20 protein-coding genes and 1 riboswitch are annotated in these 20947 nt (G+C 69.2%); of the genes, 9 read left to right on the top strand and 11 right to left on the bottom strand.

All coding sequences use genetic code 11. The annotated features are described in order from the left end of the window. Positions 1-8: 8 nt before the first annotated feature. From ACE3TL_RS07480 to ACE3TL_RS07465, 4 genes are all read right to left on the bottom strand, one after another. Positions 9-1151 (bottom strand): dipeptidase, encoded by a 1143-nt coding sequence (locus tag ACE3TL_RS07480; protein ID WP_374578110.1) that lies wholly within the window; start codon positions 1149-1151, stop codon positions 9-11. 100 nt (positions 1152-1251) lie between these two features. After that, entirely contained in the window at positions 1252-2166 is a 915-nt protein-coding gene (locus tag ACE3TL_RS07475) for an NAD-dependent epimerase/dehydratase family protein (RefSeq protein WP_374578092.1), read from the bottom strand. 4 nt (positions 2167-2170) lie between these two features. Continuing rightward, complete coding sequence (locus ACE3TL_RS07470; RefSeq protein WP_374578091.1) at positions 2171-4312, bottom strand: TonB-dependent receptor plug domain-containing protein; 2142 nt, start codon at positions 4310-4312, stop codon at positions 2171-2173. 98 nt (positions 4313-4410) lie between these two features. Continuing rightward, positions 4411-5286 (bottom strand): helix-turn-helix domain-containing protein, encoded by an 876-nt coding sequence (locus ACE3TL_RS07465; RefSeq protein WP_374578090.1) that lies wholly within the window; start codon positions 5284-5286, stop codon positions 4411-4413. A 102-nt stretch (positions 5287-5388) separates the two neighbouring features. Here ACE3TL_RS07465 and ACE3TL_RS07460 point away from each other — a divergent pair, with 102 nt between their 5' ends. Then, positions 5389-6126, top strand: coding sequence for a hypothetical protein (locus tag ACE3TL_RS07460; RefSeq protein WP_374578089.1), 738 nt, complete (start codon positions 5389-5391; stop codon positions 6124-6126). 417 nt (positions 6127-6543) lie between these two features. Here the strand turns inward: ACE3TL_RS07460 and ACE3TL_RS07455 are convergent, their stop codons facing one another. Next, positions 6544-7200: a J domain-containing protein gene (locus ACE3TL_RS07455; protein WP_374578088.1), complete on the bottom strand. Its 657-nt coding sequence runs from the start codon at positions 7198-7200 to the stop codon at positions 6544-6546. A 52-nt stretch (positions 7201-7252) separates the two neighbouring features. On the opposite strand from ACE3TL_RS07455, the gene ACE3TL_RS07450 reads away from it, so the two are divergent. The 4 genes from ACE3TL_RS07450 (at position 7253) to ACE3TL_RS07435 (ending at position 11324) form a co-directional block, all read left to right on the top strand. Then, entirely contained in the window at positions 7253-7528 is a 276-nt protein-coding gene (locus ACE3TL_RS07450) for a BolA family protein (RefSeq protein ID WP_374578087.1), read from the top strand. 78 nt (positions 7529-7606) lie between these two features. Then, positions 7607-8113 carry a 2Fe-2S iron-sulfur cluster-binding protein gene (locus tag ACE3TL_RS07445; RefSeq protein WP_374578086.1) on the top strand — a complete coding sequence of 169 codons (507 nt, stop codon included), beginning with the start codon at positions 7607-7609 and terminating at the stop codon, positions 8111-8113. Continuing rightward, positions 8110-9063, top strand: a complete 954-nt coding sequence (locus ACE3TL_RS07440) for a xanthine dehydrogenase family protein subunit M (protein ID WP_374578085.1) — start codon at positions 8110-8112, stop codon at positions 9061-9063. Before ACE3TL_RS07445 ends, ACE3TL_RS07440 begins: the two co-directional genes overlap by 4 nt. Further along, positions 9060-11324 (top strand): molybdopterin cofactor-binding domain-containing protein, encoded by a 2265-nt coding sequence (locus tag ACE3TL_RS07435; protein ID WP_374578084.1) that lies wholly within the window; start codon positions 9060-9062, stop codon positions 11322-11324. Before ACE3TL_RS07440 ends, ACE3TL_RS07435 begins: the two co-directional genes overlap by 4 nt. A gap of 53 nt (positions 11325-11377) precedes the next feature. Here ACE3TL_RS07435 and ACE3TL_RS07430 read toward each other — a convergent pair whose 3' ends face one another. After that, on the bottom strand, positions 11378-12223 hold the full coding sequence (locus ACE3TL_RS07430) for a TauD/TfdA dioxygenase family protein (RefSeq protein ID WP_374578083.1): 846 nt from the start codon (positions 12221-12223) through the stop codon (positions 11378-11380). A 136-nt stretch (positions 12224-12359) separates the two neighbouring features. Between ACE3TL_RS07430 and ACE3TL_RS07425 the strand changes: the two genes are divergently transcribed. Next, the gene (locus tag ACE3TL_RS07425; RefSeq protein ID WP_374578082.1) at positions 12360-13358 is read left to right on the top strand and encodes an AraC family transcriptional regulator ligand-binding domain-containing protein; all 999 of its coding nucleotides are present in this window, start codon (positions 12360-12362) and stop codon (positions 13356-13358) included. Between the two features lie 18 nt (positions 13359-13376). On the opposite strand, the gene ACE3TL_RS07420 is transcribed toward ACE3TL_RS07425, so the two are convergent. Further along, complete coding sequence (locus ACE3TL_RS07420) at positions 13377-14030, bottom strand: glutathione S-transferase family protein (protein WP_374578081.1); 654 nt, start codon at positions 14028-14030, stop codon at positions 13377-13379. Between the two features lie 206 nt (positions 14031-14236). Between ACE3TL_RS07420 and cobS the strand changes: the two genes are divergently transcribed. Then, on the top strand, positions 14237-15241 hold the full coding sequence (gene cobS, locus ACE3TL_RS07415) for a cobaltochelatase subunit CobS (RefSeq protein ID WP_374578080.1): 1005 nt from the start codon (positions 14237-14239) through the stop codon (positions 15239-15241). Between the two features lie 24 nt (positions 15242-15265). On the opposite strand, the gene ACE3TL_RS07410 is transcribed toward cobS, so the two are convergent. Further along, a complete protein-coding gene (locus ACE3TL_RS07410) occupies positions 15266-15892 on the bottom strand; it encodes a LysE family translocator (RefSeq protein WP_374578079.1) in 627 nt (208 codons plus the stop codon). Positions 15893-16104: 212 nt separating this feature from the next. On the opposite strand from ACE3TL_RS07410, the gene ACE3TL_RS07405 reads away from it, so the two are divergent. Further along, positions 16105-18030 carry a pyrroloquinoline quinone-dependent dehydrogenase gene (locus tag ACE3TL_RS07405; protein ID WP_374578078.1) on the top strand — a complete coding sequence of 642 codons (1926 nt, stop codon included), beginning with the start codon at positions 16105-16107 and terminating at the stop codon, positions 18028-18030. A gap of 22 nt (positions 18031-18052) precedes the next feature. Here ACE3TL_RS07405 and crcB read toward each other — a convergent pair whose 3' ends face one another. The 3 genes from crcB to ACE3TL_RS07390 form a co-directional block, all read right to left on the bottom strand. Further along, the gene (crcB, locus tag ACE3TL_RS07400) at positions 18053-18484 is read right to left on the bottom strand and encodes a fluoride efflux transporter CrcB (RefSeq protein ID WP_374578077.1); all 432 of its coding nucleotides are present in this window, start codon (positions 18482-18484) and stop codon (positions 18053-18055) included. A gap of 78 nt (positions 18485-18562) precedes the next feature. Then, positions 18563-18625: riboswitch (Fluoride riboswitch) on the bottom strand. A gap of 192 nt (positions 18626-18817) precedes the next feature. Then, the gene (locus tag ACE3TL_RS07395) at positions 18818-19354 is read right to left on the bottom strand and encodes a GNAT family N-acetyltransferase (RefSeq protein WP_374578076.1); all 537 of its coding nucleotides are present in this window, start codon (positions 19352-19354) and stop codon (positions 18818-18820) included. A 12-nt stretch (positions 19355-19366) separates the two neighbouring features. Next, positions 19367-20335, bottom strand: a complete 969-nt coding sequence (locus ACE3TL_RS07390) for a DapH/DapD/GlmU-related protein (RefSeq protein ID WP_374578075.1) — start codon at positions 20333-20335, stop codon at positions 19367-19369. A gap of 300 nt (positions 20336-20635) precedes the next feature. Between ACE3TL_RS07390 and ACE3TL_RS07385 the strand changes: the two genes are divergently transcribed. Continuing rightward, a partial coding sequence (locus ACE3TL_RS07385) for a hypothetical protein (protein ID WP_374578074.1) occupies positions 20636-20947 on the top strand: 312 nt, incomplete at its 3' end.

Below are 20947 nucleotides of genomic sequence, written 5' to 3'. Positions count from 1 at the left end.
CTTTGAATTTAGAGCATTTTCTGCGCCGAACCTGCGCCCACTTCGGCGGAAGATGCGCCAGCTTGGACCTTGCCCCAGAGGGCCAGGAAGTTTTCGCCCCAGAGGCGGGCGATGTCCTGGTCGCTGAAGCCGCGGCGGACGAGTTCGGCGGTCACGTTGCGGGTCTCGCCGCTGTTTCGCCAGCCGAGGACGCCGCCGCCGTGGTTGAAGTCGGAGCTCAGCCCCACGTGCTCGATGCCGATCTTGTCGACCACATAGGCGACCGCATCGACATAGTGGGCGACCGTGGCGTGGGGATTGGCGAGGTCCAGGATGACGTGGAACTCGTGCAGGAATTCCCAGAAGCGTTCGTCCTCCCACTCGGCCGTGGCCGGGTGGAAGATCGCATCGTCCATCTTCTGGCAGTCGGTGAGGCCATAGCGCATCCACATGGCGCGAAGCTGGTCGTGCACGTCGGCGGTGTTGGGCGCCAGGTAGTTGGCGAAGCCGACGATGTTCACCATGCCCCCATTGTCGGCGATGGCGCGCAGGTCCTCGTCGGGCAGGTTGCGGCGGGTCTCGAGCACGCCGCGCGGCGCCGAATGGGAGGCGATGACCGGCGCCTTCGCCACCTTCAGCGTGTCGGCCAGGGCCGCGTCCGAGAACTGGGAGACATCGACCATCACCCCGAGGTCGTTCATCAGCCCGATCGCCTCGCGGCCCAGGTCGCTCAGACCTCCGTTGTCGTGGGCGCCGGCGAACGGATAGGGGCGGGCTGAGTCGGCGAAGGCGTTGTTGCCGATGAAGGTCAGGCCGATCATCTGCACGCCGCGCGCCGCCCAGGCGGAGATCGCCTCCAGCTCGCCGTCGAAGGGCGCGGCGTTCTGCAGGGCCAGGGTGACGGCCAGGCACCCGCTGGCGGCGATTTCGCGCAGGTGGTCCGGGGGACTTGGCCAGGGCCGCCTGGTCGGGGAACGTCTCGACCATCTTCTGAATGGCCGCGAACTTGCGCTCGTGCGCGGCGCGGCCGGAGGCGACGCCGGCCGGCGTGGAGCGGGCCAGGGGCGCGGCCACGCAAACGGTCGCGCCGGACAGGCCGCCGCGGCGCGCCTTGGGCAGGTCGAACTGGCCGGGGCCGTCGGCGTCGGCCTCGCGCCCCGGCTCGCCGAAATCGAGCGGAATGTCGAGGTGCCCGTCGAGGACGATGAGCGCCTTGTGGAGGGCGTCGGCCTTTGCGAGGGCGTCAGAAGCGGTCATGGGCGGTTCCCCATTTCAGGAATTCGGTGCGAGGGCGCGGTAGGAGCCTATCACCAGTTCGCCCATCAGGCTGGGGCCGACGGGCGACCAGCCCAGTTCGCGGCGGGCGCGGTCGGCGCTGATCACGCAGTTCACGGCGGCGATCTCGGCCATGACGCCCATGGCCTTGTGAGCGGCCTCGAACGGCCAGGACTGCACCTCGATCCCCGGCCCGTAGTGCTCGGCGATGACGCGGGCGACGTCGATGCTGCGCACGACCTCGTCGGAGGCGGCGTTGTAGACGCCCTGCGCCGTGTCCTGGGCCAGCACCGCCAGATAGAGACGCGCCAGGGCGTCGACATGGATTCCGCTGGCCAGGCGGTCGCCGTCGCCGATCACCCGGATCTTGCCGGCCGCCTGGGCGCGCTCGATCTGCTTGAGCGGCACGCCGCCGCGGCGGCCGTAGATATTGGGCGGGCGGATCACCACGCTGCGGACGCCGCGCGCGGTCATGGCCACCGTCTCGCGATCGTGGCGCAGCCGCCAGAGGCGGCCGGCCAGGGGCGCGGCGATCGGCTCGGATTCGTCGCGCGGCTGCGGGCCGGTGTCGCCATAGATCGGCGCGGCGCTGGTGTTGACGAAGGCCTTGCCGCTGCCGGCCAGCGCATCGGCCACGGCGCGGATGGTCAGGCCGTCGAGCCGCTCCATCTCGGCGTTGTCGACATCGTGCGCCGCGCCGATGTGGACCACGGCGTCGGCGGCCCTGGCCTGGTCGTGGATCAACTCGGGCTGGGCGAAGTCGCCGGCGACCCAGGCCAGGCGCGCCTGCGCCGGAAGCTGGGCGATCCGCTGCGGCCGCGCCAGGGCGGCCACCTCATGCCCGGCGGCGAGCAGATGCTCGAGCACCACCGCGCCGGTGTAGCCGCTCGCACCCGTCAGAAAGACCTTCATCGCTCTAGAACCGCCCCGAGATCAGGAAACCGTAGGTGCGCGAGGCTTCGGGGCCGCCGAGGCCTTCGCGCAGTTCGTAGCGCTGCACGACGCCCGAGGCGCGGTCGCCGAGATAGAAGGTGCGGGTGCGGTCCTCCGAGGACACCAGGACGTTGTTGGCGTAGAGCCGGATCGTCACCGGCTTGATCGCCGTCGTCTCGAAGAACAGATCGAGGCGCGGGGTCTTGCGGACATAGTGGAACGCCTCGGCGCGCCGGTATTCGTCGCGGCCGGCCCACTGGACGAGGGTCGCCCCCCAGGCCGAGGAGATGTTCGGCAAGTTGTCGCGGAAATTGACCAGATAGGCCCAGTCCTTGTTGCCGCCGTTCAGGGTGGCCGAGCCGGAGGGCGTGCCCTGGCGCTCGACCGGGACCGAGAACGAACGATCCTCGCCGGTGATCGGGTCGGTGACGCGGGTCTGCTGATAGAGGCCGCTGAAGCGCAGTTCGGCGTTGGGCCGGCCGAGGAACCCGAGCGGGGTGGAGCCGCGCACCTCGACGCCCAGGCGCGTGCCGTCGCCGATATTGCCGTAGGCGTCGAAGCCGGCGATGTCGACGAGGTCGTGGACGTCCTGCACCCGGTCGGCGAACAGGGCCAGCGTCAGGGCCGTGCGGCTGGCCAGGCGCGTATCCCACTCCAGCCGCGCCTTCCAGGCGGTCTCCGGCACGAGATCGGGATTGCCCTGGATCGCCGAGGCGTTGAAGAAGTCGACCGCGCTGCTGAACTCGGCGAAATCGAGCTGGGCGACATCGCGCAACAGGCTGAAACGCAAGGTGTTCCGTGGGCTGACCACATAGGTCGCCGAGACGCGCGGCTTCAGATAGTTGAACTTGCGCTCCTGCTGCTGGTCGCCGGTCTGGCTGATCTTGGAGAACTCGAAATTGACGCCGGCCTCCAGCGTCAGGGCCGGGCTCGCCTGCCAGGAATCTGAGGCGAACACCTCCCCGCGCACTTCTTCCACCCGCGCGTTGGCGACCGGCAGGGGCGTACGGACCGGCGGCCCGCCCGGCGCCTGGCTGACGATGTCGAGCGTGGTGTCGCGGAAATTGAACGCGCCCTCGGCGCCCAACTCCAGGGCGTGGCCGGTCAGCGCGCCCCACTTGACCTGGGCGCGGGCGATCCGCTCGCCGCTCCGCGTGGTCCGCGCCTGGGTGCGGACGAGATCGCTCGCCGGTGCGGTGTGGATCTCGTAGCGGTCGGTCTGGTCGACGCTGGTGTTGGAGACCAGGCCGATCAGTTTCAGCGACAGGACCGGCGAGAAACGATGCTCCCAGTCGCCGCCGACCTCGGTGGTGTAGTTGTTGTCGTACTCGGTCTCGCCTTCGACATGCCCGCGCAGGGCGCCGCTCACCGCCGATTCGTACTGGGCGTTGACGCCGGAGTTCCAGATGGGAACGTACTGGAGGTTGACGTTCACCGTATCCAGCGGCGTGGCCCGCCAGTTGAGGTGCGCCGAGCCTTGCAGACTCATATTGCGGGCCTGGCCGTACTGATAGCGAAAGCCCTGGACCACGTCGGCGCCCGAGAGCAGCACCTCGCGGTTCACGCTGCGGCCCAGGGTGTTGGGCGCCTGGATGTCGACCGCCAGGTCGGCGTTCGGCGACAGGGCGAAGGAACGCGAGGCCTGGAACGCCCAGCCGACGCGGTTGGAATACTGGATATAGCGCAGGCCCGCCGCGACCGTCGTCGCCCCGCCCTGCAGGGCCGAGGGATCGACCACCACATTGACGATCTGCGACTGGCCGCGAATGTCCGACCCGGCGTCGGAGCCGGAGAGCAGTTCGATCCGCACCACCGCGCCGGCCGGGATCCGCTTGAGGATTTCCGAGGGAACGGCCTTGGAGCTCGGCCGCTCGCCGTTGATCAGCAGGTTGCCGGAACTGGCCGCGAAACCGCGGCGCTCGGCGCCGTCCTGCAGGTCGAAGCCCGGCACCCGCGCCACCATGTCGGCGGCGGTGGTCGGGTTATACTGGGTGAAGAAGCCGGCCGCGAAGCTCGACGCCGCCTCGGGCGCAGGCTCCGCGCTCCAGGCAAGCGACGGAAGCCCGAGCACGAGCCAGGAGGCCGCAAACACTCCGATCCGCCTTGCGGCGCCAGCACGCTTCATAGTCCCCCCGATGCGCGAGTCTGTTTTTTGAACTCATATTGGGTTCGAGCGGCGCGGGGTCAATCTTGTAGTGAGTATGCTAGGCGGCAGATACAGGCTCAGGCTTGGCCGGGCGCACCGTGGAGGCCTTGCAGGGGTTGGCCGATGACGGCGAGACGGCTTTCGGCCGCGCGGCGCAGGACGTTGCGCGGCAGGTCGTAATAGGCGCTGGGGGTCATGCCCATGAAGGCGCGAAATTCGCGGGTGAAGTGCGCCTGATCGGCGTAGCCCTCGTCGAGGACGGCGCCGAGCGGCAGGCCGGCGCGCCCGCCGATCCGCTCGAGCGTGCGCAGGAAACGCTGTCGGCGCAGCAGCCGCTTGGGCGCGAAGCCGAACACGCGCCGGCAGAGCCGGTCGAGGGTCCGCGTCGAAACGCCCACCTGTCGGGCGAAGGCGCCGATGCTGCGGATATCGCCGGTCAGCAAGGCGCCGGCCGCGCGCCCGACCGCCGGGTCGACGATGGCTGCGGCCTGGGCGCGCGGGCCGAGCCGGGCGTCCAGAGCCGCCACGCGAGCCGCATCGTCCGTGCTCTCCAACAGGCTTTGCAGCATTTCGGCGGCGGCCGGACCCCAGAGTTCGCCAAGGTCGATCGCCCCATTCGCATGGGGCTCGGCGCTCACACCGATCAGCCGGCTCCAGCCAAGGGGCGTCAGCCCGAAGCCGACGACCAGCCCACCTTCGGTGAGGATGGTCCCGGTGCGGTCGGTGGGCCCCCACAGCCCGGCGGGCGTGGAGAACCAGGGCGCTTCCTCCCTCATCCGCCATTTCCAGACGCCCTCGACCACGAACCTGATGTTGGCCCATTCGGGATGCAGGTGGTCGAGCTGGCGCCCCGGCGGGACGTCGACGAAGTAGTAGGCGGTGACTAGGTCGCGCAGGCCGGGCGTCGGCGGATAGAAACGCACCTGCGGCGCGAGGGGCTGGCGATCTTCCATAGGCTCGGCCCTGCGCGCGATGGCGAGTTTCTACAAAGCGCCGGGAGGCGCTGATCCTAGAACACCCCTCGACACATCACACTGTTCGGGGAGCATCCCACCTTGTCGTTAAGATTCCTTGCCGTCGCCGTCGCGGCCCTCATGTCCGCCGGCCCGGCCTTCGGCGCCAATCTTCTGACCAACGGCGGCTTCGAGGCCGAGCCGACCTTGCCGCTTCAGCACGAGGACGGGGCGAGCGGCGGCCATATCCAGCACTATCCGGCGCCGGCCGAAACCGCCCAATACGTGCCGGGCTGGACGCTGGGCGATCCGTCGGTATCCGATCTCTACCATGCGCCGGTGGAGTACTGGCTCGTGCCGGCCGCAGCCGCCGAGGGCTTTCAATATGTGGCGCTGAACTGGTCGCCGCTGGGTGGGATCACGCTCTACAACACGATCTCACAGGACTTCGTGCTGGGAGCCGGGGCGATAGGGATCGATTTTGCGGTGGCGATGGGCGTGGAGTCCGGCTTCGATGGCTCGACCCTGCAGGTCCAGATCCTGAGCGGCCAGGACGTGGTCGCGCAGTCGGGGCTGTTCACCCACCTGGGCGGCAACGGAACCTGGTCGGAGAAGTCGTGGAGCGCGGCGCTGGCGCCCGGCGACTATACGCTGCGGCTGGTCGGGACCGGAAACGGCAACGCCTGGGACGTGCTGATCGACGACGTACGGCTGGAGCAGGTCGGCGGCGCCGCCTCGGCCGTGCCGGAGCCCGCGAGCTGGGCGCTCATGGTGTGCGGGTTCATGGGCGCCGGCGCGGTCCTGCGCCGCGCCAGGCCGGGGCTTCGCCTCGCCGCCTGACGCTCGGGGAGATTGTTCCCGACTGCCGACACCCTGCTGGCAGGAGGGTGTCGGCAGGCTAGAGGCTGTTAGGGACTTGGCGCCGTCGGCGACCGGAGCGATGGCTTGGCTAAGGAGTTGATCCATAAACAGATCGTCATAGCCGGGCTTGTCCCGGCTACCCATGAACACCCGATGGATCGCAAGGATCAGCGGCCCGTGCGACGCTTCCTGCCGCAAACGCGGAGATCATAGGTAGCCGGGACAAGCCCGGCTATGACGATCGGGTGGGGGACGGCCGCCCTCAGGTTCATAACAGCCTCTAGGCGCTCAAGGATTGAGACACGGCGGTTTCTCGGAAGATCCGGCGTGAGGGCACAGGGGGGCTGAGGCACGGCCCATTTCCTCCCCTGCTTTACCGGGGGAGGAACAGGTTCATCAGGCCAGCTTGGATTTCTTCAGGAGCTGGTAGGCCTTGATGACGCGCTGGAGCTTGTGTTCGGCCGAGCGGTCGCCGCCGTTGGAATCGGGGTGGGTGCGCTTGACCAGCTCGATGTAGCGGGCCCGGATCGTGGGGCCGTCGGCGTCTTCGTCGAGGTCGAGGTCGGCCAGGGCGTTGCGCTCCAGCTTTCCCAGCTTGCGGCCGGTGTCGGCCTCGGCCTTGTGCTGGGGCCGCGCGCCGGTCCCGAACAGATTGAAGGGGTCGGTATAGCCCTGGCCCTTGCCGAAGCCGTGGGCCGCAGCAGCCGCCTCGCGCGACAGCTTGCCGGCCTTGAACTGCCAGGTCGGTCGGTCGCCGACCGCGCTCTGGGCCTGGCGGCGGCGGATTTCGCCCTCGCTCATGCCGGCGAAGAAGTCCCACTGCTTGTTGTACTCGGCCGCGTGCGGCTGGCAGAACCAGTAGTGTTCGTTGAGCATTTCCCGCGACTTGGGCGCGCGCGCGGTCGCCGCCGCCCGGCAGCCCGGATGGTCGCAGGCCCGCTCGCCGGGCTTCAGCGTATAGACGTCGTCGTTGCGCGCGGCCTCCTCCTCGGAGGCCGGCGGCCGCACCCGGATGTCGACGAACTTAGGCTTGTATTGAAACGCACCGGCCATGGGCCAAGTATGAGGCTCCCGAAGTCCCTTTCAAGAATTGAACATCACCCAGATGGGCGCCATATTTGAGGCCATCCACCACAAGCTCACCGAAGCGTTCGCGCCCACGCGCCTGGAGATCGAGGACGACTCGTCCCGGCATGCAGGCCATGCCGGCGCAACGCCGGGGGGCGAAAGTCATTTCAGCGTGCTGATCGAGTCCGCGGCCTTCGCGGGGGCCTCGAAAGTGGTGCGCCAGCGGCTGGTCTACAAGGCCCTGGCGCAGGAGCTTTCCGGGCAGGTCCACGCCCTCTCGCTCAAGGCGCTGGCGCCAGGCGAGACGTCCTAGCTAAACTCGACGCGTCGGAAGGCGCGCGAGCCTGTAAGATAGAAGTATGTGAGCGCTCACATCTGGGGAGGTGTGTCGATGCGGACGACGATCACGGTCAATGGGCAGGCGCGCGCGCTGGAGGTCGATCCGCGGACGACCTTGCTGGACGCCCTGCGCGAGCACCTGGGCCTGACCGGCTCCAAGAAGGGCTGCGACCACGGCCAGTGCGGCGCCTGCACGGTGCTGGTGAACGGGGTGCGGATCAATTCGTGCCTGTCGCTGCTGGCCATGCACGACGGCGACCAGGTGACCACCATCGAGGGACTGGGAACGCCGGGCGACCTGCATCCGGTGCAGCAGGCGTTCCTGAGCCATGACGCCTTCCAGTGCGGCTACTGCACGCCCGGGCAGATATGCTCGACGGTCGGGATGCTGCAGGAGGCCGCCGACGGCTGGGCCAGCAAGGAGACCGGCGACCTCACCGCCCCGGCCGTGCTGACCGACGCGGAGATCCGCGAGCGGATGAGCGGCAACATCTGCCGCTGCTCGGCCTATCCGCAGATTCTGGCGGCGATCCGCGACCTGGCCGGAGAGGCGGGATGAAGCCCTTCACCTACGAGCGGGCGGCGAACGCCCAGGCGGCGGTCAAGGCGGTGGCGGAAAACCCCGGCGCGCGCTTCCTGGCCGGCGGCACCAACCTCCTGGACCTGATGAAGCTGGAGATCGAGACCCCGACCCATCTGGTCGATGTCGGCCGGCTGCCGTTCGCGAGCGCGCAGGAGACGGCCGACGGCGGGCTGAAGATCGGCGGGGCGATGACCAATTCCAAGCTGGCCGCCCATCCGATCGTACGCGAACGCTATCCGCTGCTGGCGCGGGCGATCCTGTCGGGGGCCTCGGGCCAGCTCCGCAACAAGGCGACCAACGCCGGAAACCTGCTGCAGCGGACGCGGTGCGGCTATTTCTACGACACCGCCAAGCCCTGCAACAAACGCCAGCCGGGCTCGGGCTGCGCGGCTATCGGCGCGCCGGGCGGCTATGGCGCGATCTTCGGAGGCGGCCCCGCCTGCATCGCCACCCACACCTCGGACATGGCGGTCGCCCTGACCGCGCTGGACGCCAGCGTCGAGACCATGACCCCGGACGGGACGACGCGCGCGATCAAGGTCGCCGACCTGCACCGCCTGCCCGGCGACACCCCGCAGGTGGAGACCGAGCTGGTGGCGGGCGAGCTCATCACCGCCATCGCCGTGCCGCCGCCCCCGCCCGGCGGCCAGGCCTACGCCAAGGTGCGCGACCGGGCCTCCTACGCCCACGGCCTGGCCATGGTGGCGGTGGCCGGAACCCGCGTCGCGCTGGGCGCCGTAGCCGCCAAGCCCTGGCGCGCGGCGCACGCCCAGGCGGCGCTGGAAGCCGGCGCCTCGCCCGCCGAGGCCGCCGCCGCCGAGACCGCCCAGGCCGGCGGCGAGGATCGCCTGGTCCACAAGATCGCCCTGGTCCGCCGCCTGACTGCGGCGACCATCGAGGATGCGCAATCGCGGAGGCAAACATGAGCTCGGTACGCGACTGGGCCGCGCCCAATCCGGTGACGGAGAACCGCGGCGGACTGATCGGCAAGGGCGTCGACCGCTATGAAGGCCCGCTGAAGGTCACCGGGACCGCGCCCTACGCCTACGACACGCCGGCGCCCTCGCCGCCCGCGATCGGGGTGATGGCCACAGCAACCATCCCGCGCGGCCGGATCGTCGCCGTGGACGCCTCGGCCGCCGAGGCCGCGCCGGGCGTGCTGCTGGTCTGGACCCATCGCAACGTCCCGCCCCAGGCGCCGCGCGGCACGCGGGCCAATCCGCGCAGCCAGCGGGCTTCGAACCCCGCCCTGGCCAGCGAGCGGGTCGAGTATTACGGCCAGCCGGTCGGCTTCGTCGTAGCCGACACCTTCGAGAACGCCCGGGCCGCAGCCGAGCTGATCGTCTTCGACTATGCGGCCGAGCCCGCGGTGGTGGACTTCAAGGCCAGCTTCGGCCTGGCCGAACAGCCGCCCAACGAGGAGGACGTGCGGGTCGGCGACTTCGAGGGCGCCTTCGCCCAGGCGCCGGTCAAGCTCGACGAGACCTATTTCAGCCCGCTCCAGAACCACGTGCAGATGGAGCCCTGCGCGACGGTCGCCTGGTGGGAGGGCGACAAGGTCACGGTCCACACCTCGATCCAGATGGTGAAGGGCGGCCAGCACGCCCTGGCCGAGACCCTGGCCATCCCGTCCGAGCAGGTGCAGCTTTCCACGCGCTACATCGGCGGCGGCTTCGGCGGCAAGGGCCAGCCCTACGAGGACCTGGTGCTGGCGGCCCTGGCGGCGCGGGCGCTCTCGCGGCCGGTGAAGGTCACCTACACCCGCCAGCAGATGTTCCACGGCACCATCCATCGCCCGGCGGTGGAGATGCGGGTGCGGCTGGGCGCCGAGGCGGACGGCCGGCTGAGCGCCATGGCGCTCGAGGCGACGACCCACTGCGCGCGCCAGGCGATCTTCACCGAGCATGCGGCCAATTTCGCGCGCAGCCTCTATGCGGCGCCCAACCGGCTGACCGGCCACCGGCTGGTCAAGATGGACCTGCCGCACGCAGGCCCCATGCGCGCGCCGGGCGAGGCCTCGGGCATGCTCAGCCTGGAATGCGCGATGGACGAGTTGGCCGAGACCCTCGGGATCGACCCCGTGGAGCTGCGCATCCGCAACGAGCCCGAGACCGACCCGGAGACCGGCAAGCCGTTCTCCACCCGCCAACTGGTCCGCTGCATGACCGAGGGCGCTCAGCGGTTCGGCTGGGCGCGCCGCAACCCGGTTCCGGGCCAGGTGCGCGAAGGCCGCTGGCTGGTGGGCATGGGCATGGCCGCGGCGATCCGCGGCAACTTCCTGCTGCCGGCCAAGGCGGGCGTGCGCATCGACGCGACCGGGATCGTCACCGTGCGCCAGGGCATGACCGACATCGGCACCGGCAGCTACACGATCCTGGCTCAGATCGCGGCCGAGACCATGGGGACGCGGCTGGAGGACGTGCGGGTCGAGATCGGCGACAGCGACATGCCGCCGGCTCCCGGCTCGGGCGGGCAGTTCGGGGCGGCCACGGCCGGATCGGCGGCCTTCCAGGCGGCGATGAACCTGCGCGCGGCCCTGACCGAGCTGGCGGTGGGCGATCCGCGCTCGCCGCTCTATGGCGGGCCGGCGGAGTTCGTGACCTTCGAGAACGGCAACATCGCCATCGAGAACCGCAGCGAAAGCCTCGCGGCCCTGGTGGCGCGCGCCGCGCCGGAGGGCGTCTATGTCGAGGGCGCGATCACGCCCGCGGCCGACGCGCGCGACTATTCCCAGCACACCTACGGCGCCCATTTCGCCGAGGTCGGCGTCGACCAGGTGACCGGCGAGGTGCGGCTGCGGCGCATGTTCGGCGTGTTCGCGGCCGGGCGCATCCTCAACGCCAAGACCGCCAAGAGCCAGATCACCGGCGGCATGATCTGGGGCGTCGGCACGGCCCTGACCGAGGTCAACGCCGTCGACCCACGCTATGGGTCGTTCGTGGCCGGCGACATGGCCGAATACCTGGTTCCGGTGCACGCCGACATCGCCAATCTCGACTCGATGTTCCTGGACGAGGCCGACGACAAGGCCAATCCGATGGGCATCAAGGGGGTCGGCGAACTCGGCATCTCCGGTGCGGGAGCGGCCGTCGCCAACGCCATCTACAACGCCTGCGGCGTGCGCCTGCGCGACTATCCGATGAGCCCGGACAAGGTGCTGGCCGGCCTGCTGGCCAAGGGGATGTAAGGGGGTGTCGCGTCCGCCTGCGCCATGCGCGCGGCGGACGCTCCGGCGCCCTTCTAGACCACCGCCTCGCCCGCCACGGTCGTGCGATGCATCACGCGCAGATGGCCGTCATAGCCGCCGTCGGCGAAGTGGACCGTGTTGCGGTTGTCCCACATCAGCAGCATCCCCTGCTTCCACTTGTGCCGATAGACGAACTCGTCCTGGGTCATGTGGGCGAACAGGAAGCCGAGGATCGCCTGGCTCTCCTTCAGGGTCATGCCCTCGATCCCCACCGTATAGACCGGGCTGACATAGAGCGCCTTGCGGCCGGTCACCGGATGGGTGCGCACCAGCGGATGGGAGATGGTCTTGTCGGCCTCGGGCGAGACGATGATCTCCATCGTCCGCTTGGTCGTCTCCTTGGCGAACACCCCTTGGGTGCCATAGGCCCGGCTCGCCGAATGCACCGCCCGCAGCGGCGCCAGCAGCGCCTTCATGGCGTCGGACAGCGTGTCATAGGCCCGCGCGCAGTCGGCGAACAGGGTGTCGCCGCCGACCGGCGGGGTGACTTCCGAACGCAGCAGGGTCGCAGCCGGCGGCTCCTTCTGGAAGCTCCAGTCCGAATGCCAGCCCGCCCCGAAATTGGTCGCCTTCTCATCAGGCTCGCGGCGCAGCTCCAGCACGTTCGGATGCCCCTCCATCGGCTTGATGAACGGATCGATCCCGAACGGCCCGATCTGCAGGGTGAAGGCCTCCAGCGCCTCCAGGCTCAACGGCTGGCCGGGGAAGGCCAGCACCGTATGGCGCGCCCAGGCGTCCTTCACCGCCGCCAGGTCCTCGGCCGCCAGCGGCCCGGCCAGGTCCAGGCCCGTGACCTCCGCGCCGAAACCGCTCTCCTGCGGCGTCACTTTGATGCCCATGTTCGTCTCCTCCTCTTGCCTGCCTTCCCGGCTTTGCCGGAGAGGCTAGGCGAGCGCGCTTGATCCCGCGCGCCGTTCTTTTGACATCTCGCGCCAGGATGCTTGGCTTTGCGTGGCGCGCGCCTAAGGTGACGGCATGAGCGACGTGCAGACCATCATGACCGGCTGGATGAACGCCGCCCTCGACGGCCTGGTCGACCAGGGGCTGGATCGCACGGCCCTCACCGCCGGCCTGCGCGGATTCGAAGGCGGCCGCGCCCCGCGCTCCTCGCGCGTCGACGTCTCGGCCGCCCGCCTGCTCTGGCGGCGCGCGGCCAGGCTCGATCCCGACCCGCTGCTGGGCTTCAAGGTCGGCGCGGCCCTGCCGATGCAGGCCAGCAACGTCATCTCCATCCTTACCGCCCACAGCGCCACGGTCGGCCAGGCGCTGGAGATGGCGGTCCGCTACCAGACCCTGGTCAGCGCCAGCGGCGGCTACCGTCTCCGCCGCGACGCCGAGGGCCTTCACCTGACCTATGTCCCGGCCCCCGATCCGGTCGAGATCGCCCGCCTGCAGGTGGAGTCGGTGCTGGCCGTCACCGCCGCCCGCCGCTCGGCCTTCAACTCCGGCGCGCGGCCGTCCCGCGTCGTGCTGATGGCGGCCGGCGCCGCCCCGGCCAGGATCTACGAGGATTTCCTGAACCTGCCGGTCGCCTTCGCCGAGCACGCCGCCCTGGTGTTCTCGCCAGCTGCCCTGGCCGCCCCGATCCCCGGCGCCGATCCGCGCCTGCTGGAGCTCAACGCCGCCTACGCCGAGGGCCTGCTGCGCGACCAGCGCCGCGCCGACGCCCTCTGCGACGAGGTCCGCGCCGTCGTCCGCGGCCAGGGCTTCGCCCCCGACGTCGCCGCCGTCGCCGCCGAGCTCGGCCTCTCCACCCGCAGCCTCCAGCGCCGCCTGGGCGAGGCCGGCGCCAGCTTCACCGCCCTGCGCGACGAGGCGCGGATGACCGAGGCCATGGTCCTGCTCTCGCGCTCCCAGCTCGCCCTGCCCGACCTCGCCCGCCGCCTGGGCTATTCCCAGGAAAGCGCTTTCTCACGCGCCGTGAAGGCCTGGTGGGGCGCCTCCCCCCGCGACCTGCGGCGCGATGCGGCCTGAAGATGCGGCTTGAACACGCTATCCCCTGGACGCCTCGAACACCGCCAGCTGCGCCGCGAAGGCGCGCTGATAGGCCGGCCGCGCCACGGCCCGGGCGATATAGGCAAGAAGCCTCGGATAGGGCTCCAGCAACCCCGTCCCCTGCATCCGGCGCAGCACGCTCACCATCATCAGGTCGCCGGCGCTGAAGTCGCCGTCCAGCCAGTCGGCCTCGCCTAGCCGGTCGGAAAGCTGGCCCAGCCGCTCGCACACCCGCCCGTCCAGCATCGGCAGGCGCTCGGCGTACCAAGGCTTGTCGCGCTCGAAGACCGCCGCCATCGACCGCTCCACGATTGGCGGCTCCACCGTGTTGAGCGCGGCGAACATCCAGCCCACCGCCCGCATCCGCGCCGCGGCCTCCGCCGGCAGCAGCCCCGCATGGGTCTGCGCGACATGCAGCACGATGGCCCCGGACTCGAATAGCGTGAGACCACCCTCCTCATAGGTCGGGATCTGGCCGAACGGATGCAGCGCCATGTGCCCGGCCTGCTTCATCGCTGCGAACGAGACCAGCCGCACCTCATAGGGCTGGCCGACCTCCTCCAGCGCCCAGCGCACGGGCATGTCGCGCGCCAGCCCCCGCCCGCGGTCGGGCGAGGTCTCGAAAGCGGTGATGGTGGGAACGCGGGTCATGATTTTCCTCCAGGGCGGGCCTCTCCCAAGGACGAACGCCCCGGCGGCCGCGCGACACCGCCCCTGCATTTTTCCGCGCCGGCCCACATCGCCCTGCCCTCGCCGGGCAAATCCGGCTAAACACACCGCCCGGCCTCAATCGGACGCTACGTCAGGTGCAAACAGCCGTTTGCATCGCCCCCGTAACCTTGTAATCGAACCGCGCCATGACCTCTCTCGCCAATACGCAAGACGACAAGCTGATCGCCCTGGTTCCGGACAAGAAGGTGTCCGTCCGTGAAACCTTCGGCGTTGACGTCGACATGACCGTGCCGGCCTTTTCCGAGCGCGACGCTCACGTGCCGGACATCGACCCCGCCTACCGGTTCGATCCCGAAACCACCAAGGCCATCTGCGCGGGCTTCGCCTACGACCGCCGCGTCATGGTCCAGGGCTATCACGGCACCGGCAAGTCGACCCACATCGAGCAGGTCGCCGCGCGCCTCAACTGGCCGCTGATCCGCGTGAACCTCGACAGCCACGTCAGCCGGATCGACCTGGTCGGCAAGGATGCCATCGTCCTGAAGGACGGCAAGCAGATCACCGAATTCCGCGAAGGCATCCTGCCCTGGGCGATCCAGCGCCCGGTCGCCCTGGTGTTCGACGAATACGACGCCGGCCGCCCGGACGTGATGTTCGTCATCCAGCGCATCCTGGAAGCTCAGGGCAAGCTGACCTTGCTCGACCAGAACCGCGTCATCCGCCCCAACCCGTTCTTCCGGCTGTTCTCCACGACCAACACCATCGGCCTGGGCGACACCACGGGGCTCTATCACGGCACCCAGCAGATCAATCAGGGCCAGATGGACCGCTGGTCGATCGTCACCACCCTGAACTACCTGGCCCACGACGTCGAAGCCGCCATCGTCCTGGCCAAGGCGCCGCACTACGACAGCGCCGAAGGCAAGCGCACCATCGCCGCGATGGTGCGGGTGGCCGACATGACCCGCAACGCCTTCATGAACGGCGACATCTCCACCGTCATGAGCCCGCGGACCGTCATCACCTGGGCGCAGAACGCCGAGATCTTCGGCGGCGACATCGCCTTCGCCTTCCGCCTGACCTTCCTCAACAAGTGCGACGAGCTCGAGCGCGGCACCGTGGCCGAGTTCTTCCAGCGCGCCTTCGGCCAGGACCTGCCGGAATCGACTGCCCGCGTGCGCGTCGCCTAAAAGCTCCGCTGTGCGGCCGCCCCATCAGTTGTGGGCGGTCGCCAGCTTCGCCGCCAGCCCCACGAACACCAGGGCGGCGACGCGGTTCAGCATGATCTGGGCCTTCTCCGAGCGCATCAGCCGTGCGCTGATCGCCCCGGCCAGCACCGAGATCAGCGAAAACGCAAAGAGGGCGCAGGCGATGAACACCGCGCCCAGCACCGCCACCTGCGGAACGACCGGCCCGGCCGAGGCGCTGATGAACTGCGGCAGGAAGGCCAGGAAGAAGATCGCCACCTTCGGATTGGTGACGTTCATCACGATGCCCCGCAGATAGAGCCGCCAGAACGGCTCGGGCCTCAGCGCCTGACCCTCCAGCGACGCCGGCCCCGCCCTGAACGCCCCATAGGCCAGATAGAGCAGATAGGCCGCGCCTGCGAACTTCAGCAGGCCGAAGGCCAGGGCCGACTTCTGGAAGATCACCGCCACCCCGAACGCCACCAGGGCGGTATGGACCATCAGCCCGGTGCAGAGGCCCAGCGTCACGCTCACCCCGACCTTCCAGCCGCGCATGGCCGCCTGGGTCATGACGAAGATATTGTCCGGCCCCGGAATGAACGCCAGCACCAGCGAGGCGCCCGTAAAGGCGATCAGCATCTCCAGCGACGGCATCCAAGGCTCCCCGACGGCGCACGCGCTCCCCACGCCGCCGCCCGCCTGACTGCCACAAAATCCCCCGCGCGGGGAGAGACCGCCTCGCCGCGTTCCGCAACGAAGGGTTCAGGCGCGGGCCCGCCCGGCCAGCCCCGCCGCTTGTCCCTCACGGTCCGCCGCTCGTCCCCGCCGGCTGTCGGGTGCGATGATCGGCGGGCATCTTCCCGGCCATGATCCAGCGCCTTCTCATCGTCGCAGCCTCGGCCGCCGCCCTCGCCAGTTGCAGCCCGAAGACGCCCCCGCCGACGCCCGCGCCCGACGCCGACTGGGCCTATTACGGCGGCGACGCGGGCGGACAGCGGTTCTCGCCCGCCGCCCAGATCACCCCGCAGAACGTGGCGGGGCTGAAGGTCGCCTGGACCTACTCCACCGGCCACATGACGGCCCACCCGCAAGCGAGCGAGCGATCGGCCTTCGAGGCGACGCCGATCCTGGCCGGCGGGCGCCTCTTTCTCTGCAGTCCGTTCAACGTGATGAGCGCCCACGACCCGGCGACGGGCAAGCCGCTCTGGACCTACGACCCGAAGATCGACCCCAGCCTCCGCTATCCCAACAGTTTCAACTGCCGGGGCGTCACCTACTGGCGCAATCCGGCGGCGGCCGGCGCGCCTTGCGCGGAAACCATCTTCATGGCGACGAACGACCGCCGCCTGCTGGCCCGGGACGCCACCACCGGAAAGGCCTGCCCGGCCTTCGGCCAGGGCGGCGAAACCGACGCCATGCCCGGCGCGCGTCTCGCCCGCTCCGGAGGCGCGCAGATCACCTCGCCGCCCGTCGTGGTGAACGGCGTCGTGGTGGTCGGCTCCTCGATCGACGACAACCAGAGGGTCCGCGAGACTCCCGGCGCGGTCCACGCCTTCGATGCGGTCACCGGCGCCCTGCGCTGGACCTACGACCCGCTCCAGGGCGCAGACCCCGGCGTGGTCGCCGGGGCGGCCAATGTCTGGGCGCCCATGTCCGCCGATGAGGCGCGCGGGCTGGTCTTCCTGCCGACCTCGAGCCCCAGCCCCGACTTCTACGGCGCCGCACGGCCGGGGAACGCCGCCCACGCCAATTCGGTGGTGGCGGTCAGGGCGGCCACCGGCGAGGTCGCCTGGGCGTTCCAGACCTCGCACCACGACGTTTGGGACTACGACGTCCCGGCCCAGCCGACGCTGGCCATGCTGGCCTATCGGGGCGGGCCGCCGCGTCCGGCCGTGATCCAGACCACCAAGCAGGGCCTCGTCTTCACCCTCGACCGCGAGACCGGCCGGCCGATCATCCCGGTGGAGGAGCGCCCGGTCCCGACCGGCGGCGAGATCGGCGAGGTGTTGTCCCCGACCCAGCCCTTCCCGGTCGCGCCCGCCCCGCTCGCCCCGAACCGCATCACGCCCGACGACGCCTTCGGCCTCACGCCCTGGGATCGCGCGGCCTGCCGCAAGCTGATCGCAGGCGCCCGCAACGAAGGCCTCTACACCCCGCCCAGCACCCAGGGCACGATCCTCTATCCCTTCACCGGCGGAGGCTCGAACTGGGGCGGGATCGCCTTCGACGCCCGCCGCGGCGTCGCCTACGTCAACACCTCCTCGGCCATGCACAAGGTGACCCTGATCCCCGCCGCCCGCGTTTCAGCGGAAAAGCAGGCGGCGCCCGATGTGGAAATCAGCCCGCAGGCGGGCGCGGCCTACGGGATGCGGCGCGAGGTGCTGCTCTCCCCGCTCGGCCTGCCCTGCAACCCGCCGCCCTGGGGCGTGCTGACCGCCGTCGACATGACCACCGGCAAGGTGCTGTGGCGCACGCCGCTCGGAACTCCCCGCGACCTCGCCCCAGGCTCGCAGTTCCTGCTCCACGGCGTCGGCACGCCCAATGTCGGCGGCCCGATCGTCACGGCCGGCGGCCTCGTCTTCATCGGCGCGGCGATGGACGACTACCTGCGCGCGTTCGACGCCGCCTCGGGCAAGGAGCTCTGGAAAGGCCGCCTGCCCGCCGGCGGCCAGGCCACGCCCATGACCTATGTGTGGAAGGGCCGGCAATACGTCGTCGTCGCCGCCGGCGGCCACGCCAAGAGCGGCACCAAGCGCGGCGACAGCGTGGTGGCCTTCGCCCTGCCGGGTTGAGGGCGCGAGGCGCGACCCCCTCTCAGATCTCCTCCTCGATGGGGATCTGCGCGATCTCGACTGCGCCGCGGTTGAAGTGGGCGCCGATCAGATGCCCCAGCGCCACGGCCGCGACGCACAGCACGATCGAGGCCCCCACGTTCACCGCCGCCCGGACCGGCGCGCCGGCCCGCAACAGGTCCAGCGTCTGCAGGCTGAACGATGAGAAGGTCGTGTATCCGCCGCACAGGCCGATCATCACGAACAGCCGCACCTCCTCGGAGACCGGATAGCGCCCGTGCGCCAGCGTCAGCGTCCCGAACGCCCCGATGACGAACGAGCCGGTGACGTTGATGAGGATGGTCCCGAGCGGCAGGCGCTCGCTGAACGGGGCGGCGGCCACCGAAAGGCCATAGCGCGCCAACGTGCCCAGCGCGCCCCCGGCCATGACCATGATGCAGGTTGAAAAAGACATGCTCGCTCCTTCGTCGGGGCGGGCATGAAAAACCCGCCATTGCGGCGGGCGCTTCGGACGCACTCCTACCGCGTGTCGGTTGCGGTAGGAGTCATCAGCCCTTGCGGGCGGTTTCGGGGGAACTCCATCCCCATCGCCGCAACCCTAACAGAGCCGCCCCGCCCCGTTCAAGCCGGCCCACGGACATCATCGGCGTCCCCTGACAGCGCCTGGTCGGGGGCCTGCTTTGGCCCCATCAGAGGCGTCCCGCGGGTTCACTTTTGGGTTTTCATTCTCGAGGCCATCGAATGACCGCCCAGTGCCCTTAGCGGAGGGTGAAAGCAGACGAGTACTTCAACTGCTGCCTAGTCTCCTCCACGCCGCACGATCTTGCGCATAGACATGGGTGACGTGCCCATCCAGGGGCGGCGGCATCTCCGTCTCGTATCGATAGGTCGCCCCCAGGCGCTCAGCAAGGCGGATGGACGCGACGTTCTCCGGTTCGATGCAATGTATAACCTGCTCCCATTCCAAGATCTCGAACGCCCAGTCGATTGCTGCCGCCGCGGCTTCCAGCGCGAAACCATGGCCGGTCGCGGCCGAGGTCAGGCCCCATCCGACTTCCGTCCCTGGCCATCCGTCGGGACGCCATGGCCCCACCCGCCCCAGCCAATGGCCGGTCTCACGCTCAATGACGGAAAAGTAGCCGAACCCGTAAAGGTCCCAAGAGCCTGCCACCGTGCAGAAGTTCCGCCAGGCCATGGGACGTGACTTCACCCCGCCGAGGAAGCGCATCGCCTCATCCTCAGCGCAGAACGCCGCCCAGGCGTCGAAGTCCTCGGCCAGAGGGGGGCGGAGGATAAGGCGGGCAGTGTTCAGGACCGAGTTCATGACGCTTTACCGCTAATTCGCATGAAGGGCGCTATTCAGACCCTCCCAGGCTCCCGAGCGAGGAATTGCCTCCAAGGCCCCCGTCTGGGCATTCCGGCGATATAGTAGGCCCGTCGCGCCTGAGAGGCTCCTTGCCTTGACCACACCGCCGTCAGGCAGCTTGATTTGGGATCCAGCAGTGATGTAGCAGCCCGCTTCCACAACGCAGTCGTCGCCTAGCGATATCCCGGTGCCCGAGTTGGCGCCCAACAGGCAACGCGCCCCGATCGCCACGATCTCCTTGCCGCCGCCCGACAGCGTCCCCATGATCGACGCGCTACCGCCAACGTCACTGTCGGAGCCTACTATCACCCCGGCGCTAATGCGGCCCTCAACCATGGAGGGCCCCAGCGTGCCAGCGTTGAAATTACAAAACCCTTCGTGCATGACCGTGGTGCCAGGCGCAAGGTGCGCACCCAGCCTCACTCGATTGACATCGGCGATCCGGACGCCTTCCGGCACGACATAGTCGACCATCCGCGGGATTTTATCGATACAGATGACCTCAAAGTGCCGCCGCTCGGCGCGCGCTCGGAGCTGAGCAGCGGCAACGGCTGCGACGGGCATTACGCCGTCTGTCGTCCAGGCGGCGTTGGTCAACAGAGCGAAAATGCCATCAAGGTTCGCTCCATGAGGGCGGACGAGTCGATGACTGATGAGGTGCAGCCGAAGGTAGACGTCGAATGCGTTCTCCGGAGCCTTTCGCAAGTCGTCGACGGTGACATGCACCGCACGGGTGCTCACATTGGGGCGCCGCGGATCCGTCCCAAGGGGAATTCTGATCCCGAACTCTTTCTCTGCGGTGGCGGCGTTCAATTCCGTGAGCGTACTTCCGCCTCCAGAGCGGATCAGTCGCGGACCAGGAAACCAACAGTCGAGGACGACGTCCTCTTCGGTGAATGTCGCCAATCCAATGCCGATCGCGCCACAATCCAACGCCATGTTAGCCCCCACCATTCTACGGTGTAGGTGCCCCATTTTGTTCTCGCCCGGCAAGTGCCAGCAACGCGCATTCAATGGACTGGATGTCCGCTTTCCACCCTACTGCGACATCCGCAGAGTCCGCTTCGGACGACGACGCCTCGAATAGCGCCCGGAAAATTCCGATATATCGGACGTTCTTCAGTTGGAAATCGGACAGGCTTAAGTCGGGCCGACAGCCCCGCGCCATCACGGCCTGCTGCCAAAACGCCGCACCGTCGATTCACCATTTGATAGCGCCGGTCCCGCGATATCGGCGCCATGGCAGGTGTGAAGTCCAGTCTGGCGCATAACCGCAAGGCGATCGCCCGTATCGTCGCCCTGGCGGCGGCGATCATCGTCATCGTCGCCTCGGGCGGCGTGGCGCTTCTGGTCTACGCCGCCGGAGCCATCGACCGCGCCCATATCGACGAGAAACGCGCCCTCGTCGCCAACTACATGCGCGAGCGCGAGCACGACCTGGTCGGCCAGATCGTCTCCGCCTCGGTCTGGGACGAGGCCTATGTGAAGCTGGAGGGCGAGGTCGATCCCGAATGGGCCGACCTCTATGTCGGCAGCTATTTCGCCACCTAC

This window comes from Phenylobacterium sp. (assembly GCF_041920015.1).
Lineage (GTDB): Bacteria > Pseudomonadota > Alphaproteobacteria > Caulobacterales > Caulobacteraceae > Phenylobacterium.
Note: the sequence above shows the minus strand (reverse complement) of the source record. Positions and strands in the feature narration are given on the sequence as shown.